This is a genomic window from Pseudomonas sp. FYR_2 (assembly GCF_043106425.1).
GTDB classification, from domain to species: Bacteria; Pseudomonadota; Gammaproteobacteria; order Pseudomonadales; family Pseudomonadaceae; genus Aquipseudomonas; species Aquipseudomonas monteilii.
Window position 1 is genome coordinate 114,222 of sequence record NZ_JBICMM010000054.1, and the last position, 16,243, is coordinate 130,464.

14 protein-coding genes are annotated in these 16,243 nt (G+C 62.6%); 6 read left to right on the plus strand and 8 right to left on the minus strand.

Features of this window, described 5'->3' with window-relative positions; all coding sequences use genetic code 11:
* Positions 1-22: 22 nt before the first annotated feature.
* Together argE and ACF8R4_RS23575 are read right to left on the minus strand one after the other, a co-directional pair.
* Positions 23-1,183 (minus strand): acetylornithine deacetylase, encoded by a 1,161-nt coding sequence (gene argE / locus ACF8R4_RS23570; RefSeq protein WP_060497008.1) that lies wholly within the window; start codon positions 1,181-1,183, stop codon positions 23-25.
* Positions 1,176-1,853 (minus strand): DUF1028 domain-containing protein, encoded by a 678-nt coding sequence (locus ACF8R4_RS23575; protein ID WP_019098373.1) that lies wholly within the window; start codon positions 1,851-1,853, stop codon positions 1,176-1,178. The genes argE and ACF8R4_RS23575 overlap by 8 nt, the downstream gene beginning before the upstream one ends.
* 339 nt (positions 1,854-2,192) lie before the next feature.
* On the opposite strand from ACF8R4_RS23575, the gene ACF8R4_RS23580 reads away from it, so the two are divergent.
* Positions 2,193-3,512, plus strand: coding sequence for a flavin-containing monooxygenase (locus ACF8R4_RS23580; RefSeq protein WP_392493585.1), 1,320 nt, complete (start codon positions 2,193-2,195; stop codon positions 3,510-3,512).
* Positions 3,512-3,928, plus strand: coding sequence for a RidA family protein (locus tag ACF8R4_RS23585; protein WP_016713864.1), 417 nt, complete (start codon positions 3,512-3,514; stop codon positions 3,926-3,928). The genes ACF8R4_RS23580 and ACF8R4_RS23585 overlap by 1 nt, the downstream gene beginning before the upstream one ends.
* Before the next feature lie 149 nt (positions 3,929-4,077).
* Here ACF8R4_RS23585 and ACF8R4_RS23590 read toward each other — a convergent pair whose 3' ends face one another.
* Positions 4,078-4,905 (minus strand): amidohydrolase, encoded by an 828-nt coding sequence (locus tag ACF8R4_RS23590; protein WP_060497011.1) that lies wholly within the window; start codon positions 4,903-4,905, stop codon positions 4,078-4,080.
* A 147-nt stretch (positions 4,906-5,052) separates the two neighbouring features.
* Here ACF8R4_RS23590 and ACF8R4_RS23595 point away from each other — a divergent pair, with 147 nt between their 5' ends.
* Positions 5,053-5,991 (plus strand): LysR family transcriptional regulator, encoded by a 939-nt coding sequence (locus tag ACF8R4_RS23595; RefSeq protein ID WP_060497012.1) that lies wholly within the window; start codon positions 5,053-5,055, stop codon positions 5,989-5,991.
* Positions 5,992-6,073: 82 nt separating this feature from the next.
* Here the strand turns inward: ACF8R4_RS23595 and ACF8R4_RS23600 are convergent, their stop codons facing one another.
* The 4 genes from ACF8R4_RS23600 to pgm form a co-directional block, all read right to left on the minus strand.
* Positions 6,074-8,479, minus strand: coding sequence for a TonB-dependent receptor (locus ACF8R4_RS23600; protein ID WP_060497013.1), 2,406 nt, complete (start codon positions 8,477-8,479; stop codon positions 6,074-6,076).
* Between the two features lie 66 nt (positions 8,480-8,545).
* Complete coding sequence (locus ACF8R4_RS23605; protein WP_392493586.1) at positions 8,546-9,490, minus strand: FecR domain-containing protein; 945 nt, start codon at positions 9,488-9,490, stop codon at positions 8,546-8,548.
* Positions 9,487-9,999 (minus strand): sigma-70 family RNA polymerase sigma factor, encoded by a 513-nt coding sequence (locus tag ACF8R4_RS23610; RefSeq protein ID WP_060497015.1) that lies wholly within the window; start codon positions 9,997-9,999, stop codon positions 9,487-9,489. Before ACF8R4_RS23610 ends, ACF8R4_RS23605 begins: the two co-directional genes overlap by 4 nt.
* Before the next feature lie 78 nt (positions 10,000-10,077).
* Positions 10,078-11,715 (minus strand): phosphoglucomutase (alpha-D-glucose-1,6-bisphosphate-dependent), encoded by a 1,638-nt coding sequence (gene pgm / locus ACF8R4_RS23615; RefSeq protein ID WP_104834604.1) that lies wholly within the window; start codon positions 11,713-11,715, stop codon positions 10,078-10,080.
* Positions 11,716-11,844: 129 nt separating this feature from the next.
* Between pgm and ACF8R4_RS23620 the strand changes: the two genes are divergently transcribed.
* From ACF8R4_RS23620 to ACF8R4_RS23630, 3 genes are all read left to right on the plus strand, one after another.
* Entirely contained in the window at positions 11,845-12,492 is a 648-nt protein-coding gene (locus ACF8R4_RS23620) for a DUF1345 domain-containing protein (protein WP_223623877.1), read from the plus strand.
* Positions 12,493-12,577: 85 nt separating this feature from the next.
* Positions 12,578-13,432 carry an RHS repeat-associated core domain-containing protein gene (locus ACF8R4_RS23625; protein WP_392493588.1) on the plus strand — a complete coding sequence of 285 codons (855 nt, stop codon included), beginning with the start codon at positions 12,578-12,580 and terminating at the stop codon, positions 13,430-13,432.
* 332 nt (positions 13,433-13,764) lie between these two features.
* Positions 13,765-14,025 carry a DUF1652 domain-containing protein gene (locus tag ACF8R4_RS23630; RefSeq protein ID WP_019098363.1) on the plus strand — a complete coding sequence of 87 codons (261 nt, stop codon included), beginning with the start codon at positions 13,765-13,767 and terminating at the stop codon, positions 14,023-14,025.
* Here the strand turns inward: ACF8R4_RS23630 and ACF8R4_RS23635 are convergent.
* Entirely contained in the window at positions 14,022-16,109 is a 2,088-nt protein-coding gene (locus ACF8R4_RS23635) for a bifunctional diguanylate cyclase/phosphodiesterase (protein WP_104834601.1), read from the minus strand. The genes ACF8R4_RS23630 and ACF8R4_RS23635 overlap by 4 nt on opposite strands.
* Positions 16,110-16,243: the final 134 nt, after the last annotated feature.

Consider the following 16,243-nt stretch of genomic DNA (forward strand, 5'->3'; position numbering starts at 1 on the left):
CTGACCTGCGTCTCAAGATTTTTCATACAGAGCCTAGGTAATCCACCAGCTTGAGCAACATCGCATCACACCCCTGCAACTGCTCGACACTGACAAACTCATCCGGCTTGTGCCCCTGGTCCATGCTGCCAGGCCCGCACACCACGGTCGGGATACCTGCCTGGTCAAACAACCCGCCTTCTGTACCAAACGCCACCGTACCGAATTCATCGGTACCACTGAGCAACGCCACCAGCTGCGCCGCCTCACTGTCGGCAGGTGTCGCCAGCCCCGGGTAGGCGCTCAGCGGCGCCAGGCGAATATCACTGGCCGCATTGACCTTGCGCATACGTGGCAGCAACTCGGCTTCTGCATAGGATTGCAACTGGTCGGCCACTGCCTGCGCCTCAAACCCCGGCAAGGCCCGCACTTCGAAGTCGAACTCGCACTCCGCCGGCACGATGTTCAGTGCCCTGCCCCCTTTGATCACCCCGGTCTGCACCGTGGAGAACGGTGGGTCGAAGCGCTCGTCGTGATGCTGTGGCAAGGCCAGTGCGTCACCGATGTCACCCAGTTTGCCAATCAGCTTCGCCGCATACTCGATGGCATTCACGCCATAGGGCGCATAGGCCGAGTGGCAGGCCGCGCCATGCACCTGGCAGCGCATCGCCAACTTGCCCTTGTGTCCCAGCACCGGCTTGAGCTCGGTGGGCTCGCCAATGAGGCACAGGCGCGGCTTGTGCGGGCGCTGTTCCAATGCGGCCAGCATCGAGCGTACACCCAGGCAGCCCACTTCCTCGTCATAGGAGAATGCCAGGTGCACCGGCATGCGCAGAGGTTGAGCGAGGAACGCGGGCACGGCGGCCAGCACCGAAGCGATAAAGCCCTTCATGTCGGCCGTGCCACGGCCATACAGGCGCCCATCACGTTCGCTCAGGGCAAACGGCTCGACGGTCCAGGCCTGCCCATCCACCGGTACCACATCGGTGTGCCCCGACAACACCACGCCGCCAACGTTTTGGGGGCCGATGGTGGCGAACAGGTTGGCCTTGGTGCCTTCCGGGTTGTGAAACAGCTCGCACTCCACCCCCAGCTCGGCCAGGTAATCGCGGATGAAGCCGATCAACTCAAGGTTGGAGTCCCGGCTGACCGTAGCAAAGCCGATCAGCCGGGCCAGCAGCGCGCGGCTGGCAAATTCACTCATCGCCCGGGACCCCATAGCTGGGTGCAGCGGTCGGGTTGAGGGCACGGGTGACGTAATCCTGCATTTGTGGGCGATAGGCCTGCCAAAGACCGTCGAGCACGCCGATCGGGTCGGTATCAGCCCAGTCCACGCGCAGGTCCACCAATGGCCAGGTCAACTCGCCGGCAATTTTCAACGCCGCCGAGTGCACCGGCCCGGCTTCACCACCCGCAGCCATCGCCGCGTGCATGGCGGCCAGCAAGCGGTCGGCCAGGTGGCCGCCAGCCTGCTCGAACGCCACGACCATCGCTTCGATCACCTGGGTCGAGGACAACAGATTCCCGGCCGCCGCACACTGTTCACCGGCCACAGCGTTGTGCGTGCCCAATGCCTCGCGCCCGGTAAACAGCGCCACCTGCCCCTGGCTGTCGATCACGGTAACCTGGCGGTACTCGCTCCAGCCATTGGCGCTGAGTACCCGGTCCAGCGCGGCGGCGGGTGGCAACTGGCCCTGTTCAAGGGCATCGAGAATCTGCGGGCCAAGCGCCGGCAAGGTGATGTTCTGGGTGGAAACGGCGCCAACACCGGCACGCACCCAAGGGCAACGGGCACCCACGGCAATGCTCGACGAACTGATGGCGATGCCAACCTGGCCGGTTTCCTGGCAGCGGCCAATGATGGAGAAGGTCATGGTAATGCTCCTGTTGTCCTGTGCGATGCAGGGCATTCTGGGTGGAACCTTTCGGTAGGCGAAACCAACTTTTTCCGAGGGGTTAGACAGGAAAAAACTTTGCTCAGGCAGAGAGCGAACGCCGCCCGCGCGGCGCATCGCGAGCTGCGCTCGCTCCTACGTTTGTTTCAGGCCAGTTTCTCCTGTGCGAGGCCACAGAACTCGGGGCCTTCGCCGTTTTATCGGCAAGCACCAGCTAAATACTATTTTCGCCATTTGTGCCACATCCCTAGTCTGGCCCCAGGCAACGGCGGTCCTCCAAACCGACCTGACAAAAACCGCCTGAACAAGGGCTCGGACATGACACTGAACAACCTCGAAATCGACACCCTCGTCGTCGGCGCCGGCCAGGCCGGCGTGGCCATGAGCGAACACCTGAACAAGCTTGGCGTGCCGCACCTGGTGCTGGAGCGCAACCGCATCGCCGAAGCGTGGCGCACTGGCCGCTGGGACTCGCTGGTCGCCAACGGCCCGGTCTGGCACGACCGCTTCCCGGGCCTGGCATTCAACCTCGACGCCGACGCCTTCGCCGGCAAGGACCAGGTGGCTGACTACTTCGAGCAGTACGTACGCAAGTACAACCTGCCCGTGCGCACCGGCATTGAAGTGAAGCGCGTGGTACGCAACAGCGACCGCCCGGGCTTTACCATCGAAACCAATGAAGGCGTGATTCGCGCCAACCGTGTGGTTGCGGCAACCGGCCCGTTCCAGAAGCCGGTTGTCCCCGCCATTGCGCCAAAGGACAGCAACCTGCACCAGATCCATTCCGCCGCCTACTACAACCCTCAGCAACTGCCAGAAGGCGCAGTGCTGGTGGTAGGTGCCGGCTCCTCTGGCGTGCAGATCGCCGAAGAGCTGATGCGTGCGGGCCGCCAGGTGTACCTGTCGGTCGGCGCCCACGACCGCCCGCCGCGTGCCTACCGCAACCGCGACTTCTGCTGGTGGCTGGGCGTGCTGGGTGAGTGGGACGCAGAAATCGCCAAGCCTGGCCGCGAGCACGTGACCATCGCCGTCAGCGGCGCCCGTGGCGGCCACACCGTAGACTTCCGCGCCCTCGCCCATCAAGGCATGACCCTGGTCGGCCTGACCCAGTCGTTCGAGAACGGCGTGGCGCGCTTCCAGGACAACCTGGTCGAGAACATCAACCGTGGCGACGAAAACTACCTGGCCCTGCTGGATGCCGCCGATGCCTACATCGAACGCAACGGCCTGGACCTGCCAGAAGAGCCCGAAGCCCGCCAGCGCCTCGCCGACCCGGAGTGCATGGTCAACCCGCTGCAGCAACTGGACCTGGCCAAGGCCGGTGTCAGCAGCATCATCTGGGCTACCGGTTACGGTGTGGATTTCAGCTGGCTGCAGGTAGACACCTTCGACGCCAACGGCAAACCCCAGCACCAGCGTGGCGTAGCCCGTGAGCCCGGCGTGTACTTCCTGGGCCTGCCGTGGCTGTCGCGCCGTGGCTCGTCGTTCATCTGGGGCGTGTGGCACGACGCCAAGCACGTCGCCGGCCACATCGCCACGCAACGCACCTACCTGGCCTACCGCGACCGCGAACAGCGCGACGCGGATGAGCAGCAAGACAACACCATCAGCAACGTCAGCACCCTCGGAGCCCACTGATGCCTACTCATACCCGCATCCGCATGTTCAACACCAAGGAAACCTACCCCAACCAGACCCTGGACAACGACCTGTGCCAGGCCGTGCGGGCCGGTAACACCATTTATGTGCGCGGCCAGGTCGGTACCGACTTCGAAGGCAAGCTGGTGGGCCTGGGCGACCCTCGGGCGCAGACCGAGCAGGCGATGAAAAACGTCAAGCAACTGCTTGAAGAAGCCGGCTCGGACCTGTCGCACATCGTCAAGACCACCACCTACATCACCGACCCGCGCTTCCGCGAGCCGGTGTACAAGGAAGTGGGCAAGTGGCTGAAGGGTGTGTTCCCGATTTCCACCGGGCTGGTGGTGGCCGGGTTGGCCCAGGCCGAATGGCTGATGGAAATCGATGTGATCGCCGTGGTGCCGGATCAGGCGTGACCGGCAACACCGATGCCATCCAGCGCGCTGGATATTTCGCGGGCACGCCCACAGGTACACCGTAGGCTTAAGGCTTGTGCAGTCCCTGTGGGCGTGCCTGCGATGGGCCGCAAAGCGGCCCCCAACGATCTGCTGACAAGTATCAAGCTCTAGGCAAACCCGAACAATCGGCGGGGTGTGTCCCACATCACTGCACGGCGCGTGCGGGCATCCGGCATCAGGCACTCGGCCAGTTTCAGCAACGGGCCGTAGTCCACCCGCGAGCACTGGCGAATGAACGGCCAGTCCGAACCCCATACGCAGGCCTCGGGGCCAAAGGCTTCGAGCAGGGCGTGGACGTAGGCACTGCTCTGCTCCAGCAAGGCATCGACGGCGGCGAACTTCTGCATGCCCGACAGTTTCACGCTGGCCCGGCCACTGTCGGCCAGCCGCAGCAAGGCCTGGAAGCCAGTTTGCTGCACCCCGGCGGCTACATCCGGGCGGCCACAGTGATCGATCAACAGACGTGCCCGGGAGCCTTGCAGCAGACCATGCAGGTCCAGCAACTGGTCTTCGCACACCTGAATCTGGGCAAACAGGCCAAGCTCGGCGACCTTGCCGAGCAACCCGTCAACGTTCTTGAGGCTGGCCACCCCGTACAACGCGGGGTTGAAGGCGATACCGACCACCCCTTGCACCTGCAGCGCAGCCAGCGCATCGAGAGGGATACTTGCCTCGACCACCGCCACGCCCTTGAACCGCCCTTGCCCGGTGGCCAGGGCGTGCAGCAGGCAGCGGTTGTCGGTGTGGTAGCCGCTGTTGGGGCCGACGAGCAAGGCATGCTGTACACCGTAGGCGTCCATCACCCGGGTGAACTGCTCCTGGGTCGCCACCTCCTGGCCAGAGGGCGCATAGGGTGCTTCGGGGTGGTAAGGGAAACGGGCGGGGTCAAACAAATGGTTATGGCAATCGATCTTCGGTTCGTCAAAGATGTTCACGCAGCACTCCCGGCAAGCACCGCTGCGCTTGCCTACAGATCTTGTTATTGTTCGCCGCCAGGGCGATTGGGCTGTGTTCAAGATACTGCGTGGCCGGGTTTGACGCTCATACCCAGATGGCGAAGACCATAACCGAAGGTAATAGACATGCTGCTTGGCAACGAAGGCGCAGACGCGAGCCCCATGGTGTTCAAACTGCGGCACATGGAAGTGTTCCGTGCGGTGATGCTGACCGGCTCGATCAGCGCGGCGGCCAAGCTGCTGTACGTGTCGCAGCCGGCCGTGAGCAAGCTGATCCAGTACATCGAGGGGCGCCTGGCTTATCGCCTGTTCGAGCGCATCAACAACCGCCTGGTGCCCACCGCCGAGGCGCAGGTGCTGTTCCGTGAGGTCGAGCGGGTGTACCAGGCGGCGCTGGAGGTGAATGAGTGTGCGCTGTCATTGGGTGCCGGCGGCCACCACAAGCTGCGTATCTCTTGCAGCGCCTCGCTGTCGACGGTGGTCATCCCGATTGCCCTGGCGCAGCTCAAGCGCGAGGCGCCTTCGCTGGACATCGAGTGGCAAACCTCGCTGATGGGCGAAATGCCCAACCAGATCCTGTCGAAAAAGGTCGACCTGTCGATTGCCGCCCTGCCCGTGGTGCACGATCACCTGCATTCGCAAGCCTTCATGCGCGGGCGCATGGTGGTGGTGATGCCACCCGACCACGCCTTGGCCGGGCATGGCTCGCTGACCTTGCAGCAGCTGGAAGGCCACCCGCTGCTGCTGTTCAGGCCCGACATGCCGTTTGGCAAACTGCTGGCCGGGCACATCGAGCGGCGCGGGCTGCAATTGAAATCACTGTTGTCGTTCACCAACGCCAACGAAGCAGTGGCCCTGGTGAAGCAGGGCATGGGCATCAGCGTGATCGACGAATTCGTGGCGCAGGACAGTGGGTTGGCGGTGGTGCCGCTGGCCGATGAAATTCACTTTGATATCAGCTTTGTCTATTCGCGGTTCGAGCCGCCGTCGCATGCGGCGATGCATTTGATGCGGGTGTTGCAGGGACAGGCGCAGAAGCTGGGGCGGGCGATTGCGCCGAACTGACACAAGTGTTGGGGCTAACACACCCCTGTGGGAGCGGGCTTGCCCGCTCCCACAGGGTCCGCAAAAGACTTGCCGGACGTGTTCAGAAACCGACTGTAGCCGACAACAAGTAGGTACGCGGCGTGGATAGGGTCAACCCCGGCTCACTGTCATCCGAAGCCCCCGCCGAGCTCCAGTAACGATCATCCAGCACATTCTCGACACTGGCCCGTAAGGTCACCTCGGTAGCGTCCACCTTGAAGGCATAGCGCGCGCCCAGGTCGTAACGCTCCCAGCCATCAATCTGCTTGCTGTTGTTCTGGTCCAGGTACTGCGAGCTGGAATGAATGCCCCGCGCCGTCAGGGTCAGCCCGCTCACACCGGGCACGTCCCATTCGGCGCCGAGGTTGACGTTGTACTCGGGCGTGGCCGGCGCGCGGTTGCCATCGTAGGCACCACCCACGGTATCGGTCAGCTCGCTGTCGATGTACATGACCCCACCCAGCACCCGCACGCCTTGCACCGGTTCGCCGAACACGCTCAACTCGATACCACGGTTGTCACGCTTGCCATTGGGCCCGAACACCCGCGAGGTGGCGTTGGTCTCGTAGGCCGGCTGGCGAATGCGGAATGCGCTGGCCGTGAACGCAACCTGGCCCAGGTCGTACTTGGCCCCTACCTCAACCTGCCGGCTGGTGAACGGCGGGAAGATCTGGTCTTCGTTGATCGACGTCGACGGCGCGATCTTGCCCTGGCTCAGGCCTTCCATGTAGTTGGCGTACAACGACAGCTGGTCGGTGACCTTGAGCAGCACGCCGCCCGAGGGCGAGACCTTTTCTTCGTCGTAGGCGGTCTCACCTTTGACGCCGTCGCTCCAGTCATCCACCTGCACCCGCTGCCAGCGCGCGCCCAGGGTCAACAGCAGGCGGTCGTCGAAAAAACCGAGGGTGTCGGCCAGGGCCACACCGGAGAAGCGGTTTTCTGTGTAGACCTCGGGATCGATGCGGGTGGGTGTGCCCGGGGTCGGGGTCGCCACCGGGTTGTAGAGGTTGCTGGGCGCCGAGGCATAGCGGGCGCCGCCGTTGGTGAAGTCCATGTAGAAGTAGGTGGCGGCCAAGTTCAACTCGTGGCTGACCGGCCCGGTGTGAAACCAGTTGCGAAGGCCGGCCATGGCGGTACGCACCGACTCGTCCCGGGTGAAGTCACGCGGCTGCACGGTGAAGTCGCCGGCATCGTTGGTGATGGACACGTTGTGCCGCAGGAAATCATGGTTGCTTTCACGCGCACCGACCGCGCCATAGGCCAGCAGCGACTCACTGACGTCGTATTCGGCATGCAGTGCGCCAAAGGTGTCGTTGGTGCGCGCCTTGCTCCAGGCCTGGGCGTAGTTGCGCCGCACATCGTCGGCTTCCGGCACCTTGGCGTTGGCGCCGATCAGCACGCGCTCCTGCGGCGCATCGGTGTCACGCTCGGTATGGCCAAGGTCTGCCGACAGGCGCAGGCGCTCACCGCGAAAATCCAGGCCCAGTACCGCCATTTCGCGATCGACACGTTGGTGGTCCCATTCGGTATCGCCCGCCTGCTTCACAGCATTCAAACGCACGCCGAACTGCTGGCCTTCGCCAAAACGTCGGCCAACATCCACCGCGCCACCTGCTTGGCCAGCCGATGCATAGCTGCCGGTAAACTCGGTGATCGGCTTGTCTGTGGCCCGCTTGGGCTGCACGTTGATACCGCCGCCCACGCTGCCACGCGGCGAAATGCCGTTGATCAACTGACTGGGGCCTTTGATGATATCGACCCGATCGGCCATTTCCATGTCGATCGAGTAAGTCGGCAAGATACCGTACAGGCCATTGTAGGCCACATCACTGTTGAACAGGCTGAAACCGCGAATGGTGAATTGCTCGAAACGCCCGCCCGCCGGGTTGGTAGCGCGCACCGACGGGTCGGTGGCGATGAGTTCGCCCAAGGTCCGCGCTTGCTGGTTCTTGACCAGTTCGCTGGTGTAACTCGTGATGCTGAACGGGGTTTCCATGAAGTCGCGCGAACCCAGCAGGCCCTGCGCGCCCTGGCGTGCCACCTGGCCACCGGCGTAGGGTAGCGTTTCGCTGCCAGCCGCCCGGCCACCCACGATGCTGATCGGGGCAATTTCCAGCGCACCGCTTGCATGCGGCGCCGGCACCAAGGTGAAGGCACCCTCACCTACCGGCAGCAACTGCAGGCCGCTGCCACGCAGCAGTTGCATGAAGCCTTCTTCGACACTGTAGCTACCTGACAGGCCGCTGCTCTGCCGACCCTGAACCAGCGCAGGGTCCAGCGAAAGGCTGACACCGGCCTGGTCGGCAAAGCGGGTCAGTACGGCGCCCAGGCTCGCGGCCGGCACCTCATAGGCACGCCGCGCCGGCTCATCGGCCCAGGCGGGCGCAGACAACAACAGGCTCATGGCGAACAACGGACGCACTGCGCGCGCCAGCGGGCGCAGGCGGCAAGACATTACTGCAGACATTGAACAAGGCTCCCCTTTGTTTTCTTCTACCGGTAATGACCGGCGAGTGAAAAAAAGGGGACAGCCTCACGCACGATTTTCTCGTGCGCCCAGGCTCACCCAGTAACGCGTGCGTGTTCGCACCTGTAACGGCAGGCTGGCGGCCAGCAAGGCCAGCACCCGGTCGGTGTCGTCAAGGCGGAAGGTGCCGGTCACGCGCAGGCGCTCCAGTTCCGGGGCCCAGCGCAACACGCCAGGGCGGTATCGGCGCAGTTCATGCAGCAGTTCGCCCAAGGGGCGGTCATCCAGACGCAGCACACCTTCGCGCCAGCCCAGTCGCCATTCGTCCAGGCCTGTCACCGGGCCGAAGCCGGCCACGTGCAGGTTGGCCTGCTGCCCGGCTTGCAGCACCTGTGCCGGGCCACGCAGCGGCTGCAGGCTGGCTACACCTTCGACGATCGATACCCGGCAAGCCTGATCGATCAGCCGCAGGCATACCTCGCCGCCACCGAGTACTACCTGGCCATAGGGCACCTGCAACGTCAGGCTCAGGTTAGCGGGCACCTTGATCGCCACTTCGCCGCGCAGCAATGTCAGGCGGCGTGCCCCCAAATCGATATCCACTGCACTGTCGGTGTTCAGTTGCACGGAGGTGCCATCGCTCAATAGCACCTGCCGACGTTCGCCTACCGAGGTGTGCATGTCGGCAGTCCAGGCGTCCAGAGGCAGCTCACGGCTGACCAGCCAGGCTGTCGGCAACAGTGCGGCGATACCCAAGGCTTGCTTGAGCAGCGCGCGGCGGCCGGCGTCCGGGCGGTCCAGGGTGGCCATGGCCAGTGTGCCGGGTAACGCGGTAAAGCGCTGGCGCAACAATGATGCCTTTTGCCAGACGTCTTCATGCAGGCTGCTGCTGGCCCGCCATTGTGCCAGGCGCAGCAAGTCGGTCTCGCTAGCGTCGCCAGAGTCCAGCAGCGCCAGCCAGCGAGCGGCAGCACACACAGCTTCGCGGGTTTCGGGGGAATGGGGGATCATTGCAATTCGGCCAGCAGGCAATGTTCGTAAGCCTGCGCCATGTAGCGTTTCACCGAGCGCTCGCAAACGCCCAGGCGCTTGCCGATTTCGGCGTAACCCACGCCTTCGAGCTGACTCCAGAGAAAGGCCTTGCGTACCGGTGCCTTCAGGCCATCGAGCAATTCGTCGAGTGCTTGCAGGGTTTCCAGCAATATCCAGCGTTTTTCTGGCGAGGGCACATGCTGCTCGGGCAAGGTGGCCAAGGCATCGAGATAAGCCTGTTCCAGGCTACGTCGCTGGTGGAAGTTGCTCAGCAGGCGCTTGCCGACTGTCAGCAGATAAGCCCTTGGCTCACGTATGTCTGCCAAGGGCTGGGCACTGGCCAGTACCCGCAGAAAAGTATCCTGGCTGAGATCGGCGGCATCCCAGGCATTGCCCAGGCGCCGGCGTAGCCAGGTTTCGAGCCAGCTGCGGTGCTCCCGGTACAGGGCAGGCAGGCTAGGGTCCGTTGGCGGCGCGGCGTCGATCATGAGGATGGCCCTGCGGCGGCGTAAATAGGATTCATTCTAATTTACGTTGCGGCGCAGGGCCAAGCGGTTTGTTACCTGTCAGGCAATCGCTGCATCCACCAGCACCTGCGCTTCCTGCACCAGACGCTGCAGGTGCGCCTCGTCGATGAAGCTTTCGGCGTAAATCTTGTAGATGTCTTCAGTGCCCGATGGGCGCGCAGCGAACCAGCCATTGGCGGTCATCACCTTCAGCCCGCCAATCGCCTGGCCGTTGCCCGGCGCGTGGCTGAGGATCTGCACGATAGGCTCACCGGCCAGTTCGGTCGACTTGACCTGCTCTGGCGCCAGCTTGCTCAGCAACGCCTTCTGCCGCGCATCGGCCTTGGCTTCGACCCGGGTAGCGTATGGCTTGCCCAAGGCTTCGGTCAGATCAGCATAAGCCTGGCTCGGGTTGCGCCCGGTGCGGGCGGTCATCTCGGCAGCCAGCAAGGCCGGGATCAGCCCGTCTTTGTCGGTGGCCCAGACCGAACCATCGCGGCGCAGGAACGACGCACCGGCACTTTCTTCGCCACCAAAGCCCAGCGAGCCGTCGAACAGCCCTTGGGCAAAGAACTTGAAGCCCACCGGCACTTCGTACAGCTCACGGCCCAGACGCTGAGTAACGCGGTCGATCAGGCCGCTGGACACCACGGTTTTGCCAACGGCTGCATCGCTGCGCCATAGCGGGCGGTGGCGGTACAGGTAGTCGATGGCCACGGCCAGGTAGTTGTTCGGTTGCAGCAGGCCGTCCGGGGTGACGATGCCGTGGCGGTCGTGGTCCGGATCACAGGCGAAGGCCACGTCGAAACGCTCGCGCAGGCCGATCAGGCCCTGCATGGCGTAGGGCGAGGAAGGGTCCATGCGGATCTGGCCGTCCCAGTCGACGGTCATGAAGCGGAAGGTGGGGTCTACCTCGGTGTTCACCACTTCCAGGTCCAGCTTGTAGTGTTCGGCAATGGCCGACCAGTAGCGCACCCCTGCCCCACCCAGCGGGTCGACGCCCAGGCGCAAGTTGGCGCTGCGGATGACGTCGAAGTCGATGACGTTTTCCAGGTCCGCTACATAGCTGCTGACGTAGTCGTGACGCTGAGTGGTCGGTGCCTGCAGCGCCTGGGCATGGTCCATGCGCTTCACGCCTGCCAGGTTCGCTGCCAGCAGTTCGTTGGCCTTGGCCTCGACCCACTTGGTCACATCGCTGTCGGCCGGGCCGCCATTGGGCGGGTTGTACTTGAAGCCACCGCTTTGCGGCGGGTTGTGCGACGGGGTGATGACGATGCCGTCGGCCAGGCCCTGCTGGCGGCCACGGTTGTGACAGAGGATGGCGTGGGACACAGCCGGCGTGGGCGTGTATTCGTCGTCCTTCGACAACCTGACTTGCACGCCGTTGGCCGCCAACACTTCCAGCGCGCTGGCCGTGGCCGGGGCCGACAGGGCGTGGGTGTCGGCGCCGATGAACAGCGGGCCATCGATGCCCTTTTCCTGGCGGTACAGGCAGATGGCCTGGGTGATGGCCAGCACGTGGTATTCGTTGAAACTCAATTCAAGCGAAGTGCCCCGGTGCCCCGAGGTGCCGAAGGCCACCCGCTGAGCCGCCACGGCAGCGTCAGGGCGGCCGGTGTAATAGGCGGTGAGCAGTCGGGGAATATCGACCAGCACGCTGGCCGGAGCCGGCTTGCCTGCCAAAGGACTGAGCGTCATGCAAAAACCTCGAGTTCAACAGATGTTGGTGTTGGAACGTGCAGTGTACTGAGAGTTGCAAGGGTGTGCGATGGGTGCCAGCAAAGAACAAGCTAGAGTAGAGACCATACCCACCGTGAATGAGGCCCCATGGCTTTCCACCGCCTGACCCGAACCCACCCCCGCCTGAGCTTCGCCGCAGCGGCAGGCCTGATTGGCGCCTGGCTGATCCCTGCCGGTGACGCCGTGCAACACATCCTCGCTGGCTGGAACCTGGGCGTCTGGCTGTACCTGTTGCTGGTGCTGTGGCTGAGCTGGGGCGCCAACCCGGAAAAGGTCCGCAAGGTTGCCCGCGTCGAAGACGAAAACGCAGGCCTGGTCCTGCTCACCGTTTGCATTGCCGCCATCGCCAGCCTCGCCGCAGTCACCCTGCAACTGCTGTCCAGCCGTGGGCTGCAAGGCGCAGACCTGGCCCTGCACTACCTCTACACCGGCCTGACCGTGGCCGGTTCCTGGCTGCTGATTGGCTGCATCTTCAGCCTGCATTACGCCCGGTTATTCTACACCGGGCAGAACCATGAACCACCGCTGCGCTTCGCCGATGGCGAGCGCAACCCGGACTATTGGGACTTTCACTACTTCTCGTTCACCATCAGCGTGGCCGTGCAAACGTCTGACGTGGGCGTTGCCGGGCGGGGGTTGCGGCGGGTGGTGCTGGCGCATTCGCTGGTGGGGTTTGTGTTCAATACGGCGATTTTGGGGTTCACCATCAACATTGCTGCAGGCTTATTGGGATGAATCGACCTGGCATATTTGCCAGTAGACAACCTGCAGAGCATTTGCAAACTATAAGGCTTGGTATCTCCACAATGGACCAAGCCCCATGCAAAACTACAACTATCCAGATAGATTATTTTTTTATGGCCAGAAGCACCTCGCCACCATTACCGGAACTGCCCCAGTGCAACTTCTTCGCACCGACATGACCGTGCTGGCCGAGCGCTACGAAGCGACATCCACTACTTCAATAATCCAAAGCGATCGCGCCTCCAGTGTATTAGGCACTTCCTTAGCGCATTTAAATCGAACCTATACCCCCTATGGACTCGATCATACGGCACCAACTTTCTTGGGTTTCACCGGCCAACCAACCGACCCTGTCACTAGGTGCTATCCACTTGGCAATGGACATCGCTTTTACAATCCTGCAATGATGCGCTTTCATCAGCCAGATACGCTTTCTCCTTTCCATCGTGGAGCAACTAACAGCTATACCTATGCCTTGGGTGATCCCGTGAACCTGCATGACCCTAGCGGACAACTCCCACAATTCATCGTTACAGGTGTAACGAGGACGGTTCGATTAATCAAACGGGTTTTAAGAGAAGCCATAAACCAAGCACTTGCCCCACCTGCAATAGTCAAAGATTATTTACAACCTATTTTAAGTACGATTGTAGCAACGGCAGAAAACGCCTCACGTCAATTGTTACCTGCAACTACACCACTGCCCCTAAGGCTAGCCGTACAAACTGGAGTTGCGGCCGGAGTAGGTGCCTCGATTGCTACAGCAGCGATTTCATATTCACAAACTGGGACGATGTTGAGTGTGTCGCCATGGGAAGCAATCGGAATCTGGTATATGGGCAGCGCCACTCCAGAGCAACAGATAGCTCTCGGGTTCCAAATCCGACAACCTCAGGTCCCTGACCACATGAACAAGTTCTTGGCTTCTTGAAACCGGCTGCATCAAGCTAATACGATGCGCACATCTACAGCTTCCTAGCTGTTCATCCTACCGCTCGTCCGAAAAAGCAATGTGCACCAGATGTCGACGACCATGGCAGATCGGGTTGGCTTAACTGCCTCAAGCCTGCGAAGAAAACGTTTGCCTTTCTAATGGTAACCAAACGCCAGCCATCACAAGGTTGTGACCCTCGTCATGAATTAGTACATTTGTCGTATTTGCAGCCGAGAATCGCGCGTGGCAGGTGCTATGTTTACCTTCCCGGCGACCGCATCTATGTGGCCACCCGTTCACCACGTCCAGGTACGGACAAGGAGGCTGGCATGAACAAAATGACGTTCCCCAACGCCTGCCAGGTGATGCGCTGGCATTTTCACCCGCTGGGCTTCGAGGCGATCATGGATGCGCCACGCAGCATGGTTGCACGGCTGTTCGACCGCGCCACCGGCGAAACGCTACTGGCCATAGCCGGTATCCCCTGCACGGCAGTCATGGCTGCCGCCGACGTTGAACGCATCATCGAAGCCGTCGAGGCGGAGATGGACGCGTTCATACCCAGCTTCACCTTGCGCGATGCCGTTTAACCCGTGGCGGTATCTTGCGGCCGCAATGCTTGCAACTTGCTCATGAACTGTTCGGCGGGCACTGGCTGGCCCAGCAGGTAGCCTTGCAGCGAATCACACCCCAGTCGGGTCAGGAAGTCTTGCTGCTTGTCGGTCTCCACCCCTTCGGCAACGATGCGCAGGCCCAGCGCCTGGCCCAAGGCGACGATGGCCGAGACAATCGCCGCATCGTCACTGTCCTGCTCCAGGTCACGCACGAAGCCACGGTCGATTTTCAGTTCGTTGGCCGGCAGGCGCTTGAGGTACATCAGGCTGGAGTAGCCGGTGCCAAAGTCATCGATGGACAGGTCCACCCCCATGTCGGACAGGCGTTGCAGCACGGTCAGGCTGGCATCGGCGTCGTGCATGGCGGTGGTTTCGGTGATTTCCAGGGTCAGGCAGTTGGCCGGCAGGCCGTTCTGTTGCAGGGCCCGGGCCACGCTCTCGACCAGCCCGGCATGGCAAAACTGGATGGCCGACAGGTTCACGGCCATGCGCCAGCCTTGGTGCCCTTGATCCAGCCACTGGCGCATCTGCCGGCAAGCTTCGTCCAGCACCCACTCGCCGATCGGGATGATCAGGCCGGTCTTCTCCGCCAGGCCGATGAAGCGGTCGGGCAGCAACAGCCCCTGCTGCGGGTGCTCCCAACGCAGCAAGGCTTCGGCACCAATAGGCTCGCACGCCTGGGCGTCGAACTTTGGCTGGTAATGCAAACGGAACTGACGGTGCTCCAACGCCTGACGCAGGTCTTGCAGCAGCTGCAATTGCTGGCGGGCGTTACTGTTCATCGACACATCAAAGAAGCTGTAGCCGTTCTTGCCGGCGCTCTTGGCGTGGTACATGGCGGCGTCGGCATTGCGCAGCAGTTCGTGCTGGTCCTGGCCGTTTCCGGGGTACAGGACGATGCCCAGGCTCGCCGACAGTTGCAGGTCGTGTTCGGCCACGCGGAATGGCCGCGACACCAGGTTGACCTGCTTGACCGCCACGTCCATGGCATCGTTCGGCTCCTGCAATTCCACCAGCAGCACGAACTCGTCACCGCCGATGCGCGCCAACGTGTCCTGGCTGTGCAAGTGGCCGCGCAGCCGCCCCGCCACGGCCTTGAGCAGCAGATCGCCAATGTGGTGACCAAAGGCATCGTTGACCGGTTTGAAACCGTCCAGGTCGATGAACATCAGGGCAAAACAGCCGCCCTGCTCCGCCACCTTGGCGATAGCCTGCTCGATACGGTCGGCCAGCAAGGTACGGTTGGGCAGGTCGGTGAGCGTGTCGTGCAGCGCCAGTTGGGTAAGTTCCTGGTTGGCCAGGGTCAGCGAACGGGCCAGTTCGGCGGTGCGTGCTTCAAGGCGAGCGTCCAGCACCGAGGTGAGCAAGGCCACGGCCAACACCGCCAAGGTAGTGATCAACACCAGGTAAACCAGGCTGTCGCCCTGCAACCCGCCTGCCAGTGCACCGCAGAAACTGCCTTCGGGGAAGTTCGCCGCCGCCATGCCGGTGTAATGCATGCCGACGATGGCAAACCCCATCACCACTGCCGCCAGCCCGCGGATCTGCCGCACGTAGGGGGTGTGTTTGCGCAGACGGAAGGCGATCCACAACGCCGCCGCAGACGCACCCACGGCAATCAGCAGCGAGGCGCCAAATAGCGTCGGGTCATAGTCGATGCCCGGCAGCATGCGCAGCGCGGCCATGCCGGTGTAGTGCATGCAGGCGATGCCGGCACCCATGATAAGCGCGCCGAAGGCCAGTTGCAGGCACGGGAGGCTCGGCTGGCTCACCAGCCACAGGGCAAAGCCCGAGGACAGCACGGCGATCAGCAGCGAGAACGCGGTAAGCGCCAGGTCATAACCCAGGTCGACAGGCAGGCTGAAGGCGAGCATACCGATAAAGTGCATCGACCACACGCCGATGCCCATGGCCAACGCGCCGCCCCCCATCCACAAGTAGGCAGCCCGGCCCTTGGCCGTGGCGATGCGGCCGGTCAGGTCAAGGGCGGTATAAGACGCCAAAATCGCCACGCACAGCGAAATCAGCACCAGCGAAGAGGAGTAGCTACCGGTCAGCATTGGGAGTTCCAGCGACGGGACAGGGGGCCCGGCAAAAGCTGACGATTGTACTCAAGCTTAAGCGAAACGCACGGGGTTTTTGCGAATGGGAATGGATCCAATAGTTCGGCCCAACATTCTCCCTGTGGGAGCGG

What these genes read in the sequence shown, in the direction of transcription:
- ACF8R4_RS23635 (WP_104834601.1), bottom strand. Translation starts at nt 16,109, where the DNA reads ATGCTGACCGGTAGCTACTCCTCTTCGCTGGTGCTGATTTCGCTGTGC.
- argE (WP_060497008.1), bottom strand. Translation starts at nt 1,183, where the DNA reads ATGAGTGAATTTGCCAGCCGCGCGCTGCTGGCCCGGCTGATCGGCTTT.
- pgm (WP_104834604.1), bottom strand. Translation starts at nt 11,715, where the DNA reads ATGACGCTCAGTCCTTTGGCAGGCAAGCCGGCTCCGGCCAGCGTGCTG.
- ACF8R4_RS23610 (WP_060497015.1), bottom strand. Translation starts at nt 9,999, where the DNA reads ATGATCGACGCCGCGCCGCCAACGGACCCTAGCCTGCCTGCCCTGTAC.
- ACF8R4_RS23600 (WP_060497013.1), bottom strand. Translation starts at nt 8,479, where the DNA reads ATGTCTGCAGTAATGTCTTGCCGCCTGCGCCCGCTGGCGCGCGCAGTG.
- ACF8R4_RS23595 (WP_060497012.1), top strand. Translation starts at nt 5,053, where the DNA reads ATGCTGCTTGGCAACGAAGGCGCAGACGCGAGCCCCATGGTGTTCAAA.
- ACF8R4_RS23630 (WP_019098363.1), top strand. Translation starts at nt 13,765, where the DNA reads ATGAACAAAATGACGTTCCCCAACGCCTGCCAGGTGATGCGCTGGCAT.
- ACF8R4_RS23620 (WP_223623877.1), top strand. Translation starts at nt 11,845, where the DNA reads ATGGCTTTCCACCGCCTGACCCGAACCCACCCCCGCCTGAGCTTCGCC.
- ACF8R4_RS23580 (WP_392493585.1), top strand. Translation starts at nt 2,193, where the DNA reads ATGACACTGAACAACCTCGAAATCGACACCCTCGTCGTCGGCGCCGGC.
- ACF8R4_RS23575 (WP_019098373.1), bottom strand. Translation starts at nt 1,853, where the DNA reads ATGACCTTCTCCATCATTGGCCGCTGCCAGGAAACCGGCCAGGTTGGC.
- ACF8R4_RS23585 (WP_016713864.1), top strand. Translation starts at nt 3,512, where the DNA reads ATGCCTACTCATACCCGCATCCGCATGTTCAACACCAAGGAAACCTAC.
- ACF8R4_RS23605 (WP_392493586.1), bottom strand. Translation starts at nt 9,490, where the DNA reads ATGATCCCCCATTCCCCCGAAACCCGCGAAGCTGTGTGTGCTGCCGCT.
- ACF8R4_RS23625 (WP_392493588.1), top strand. Translation starts at nt 12,578, where the DNA reads ATGCAAAACTACAACTATCCAGATAGATTATTTTTTTATGGCCAGAAG.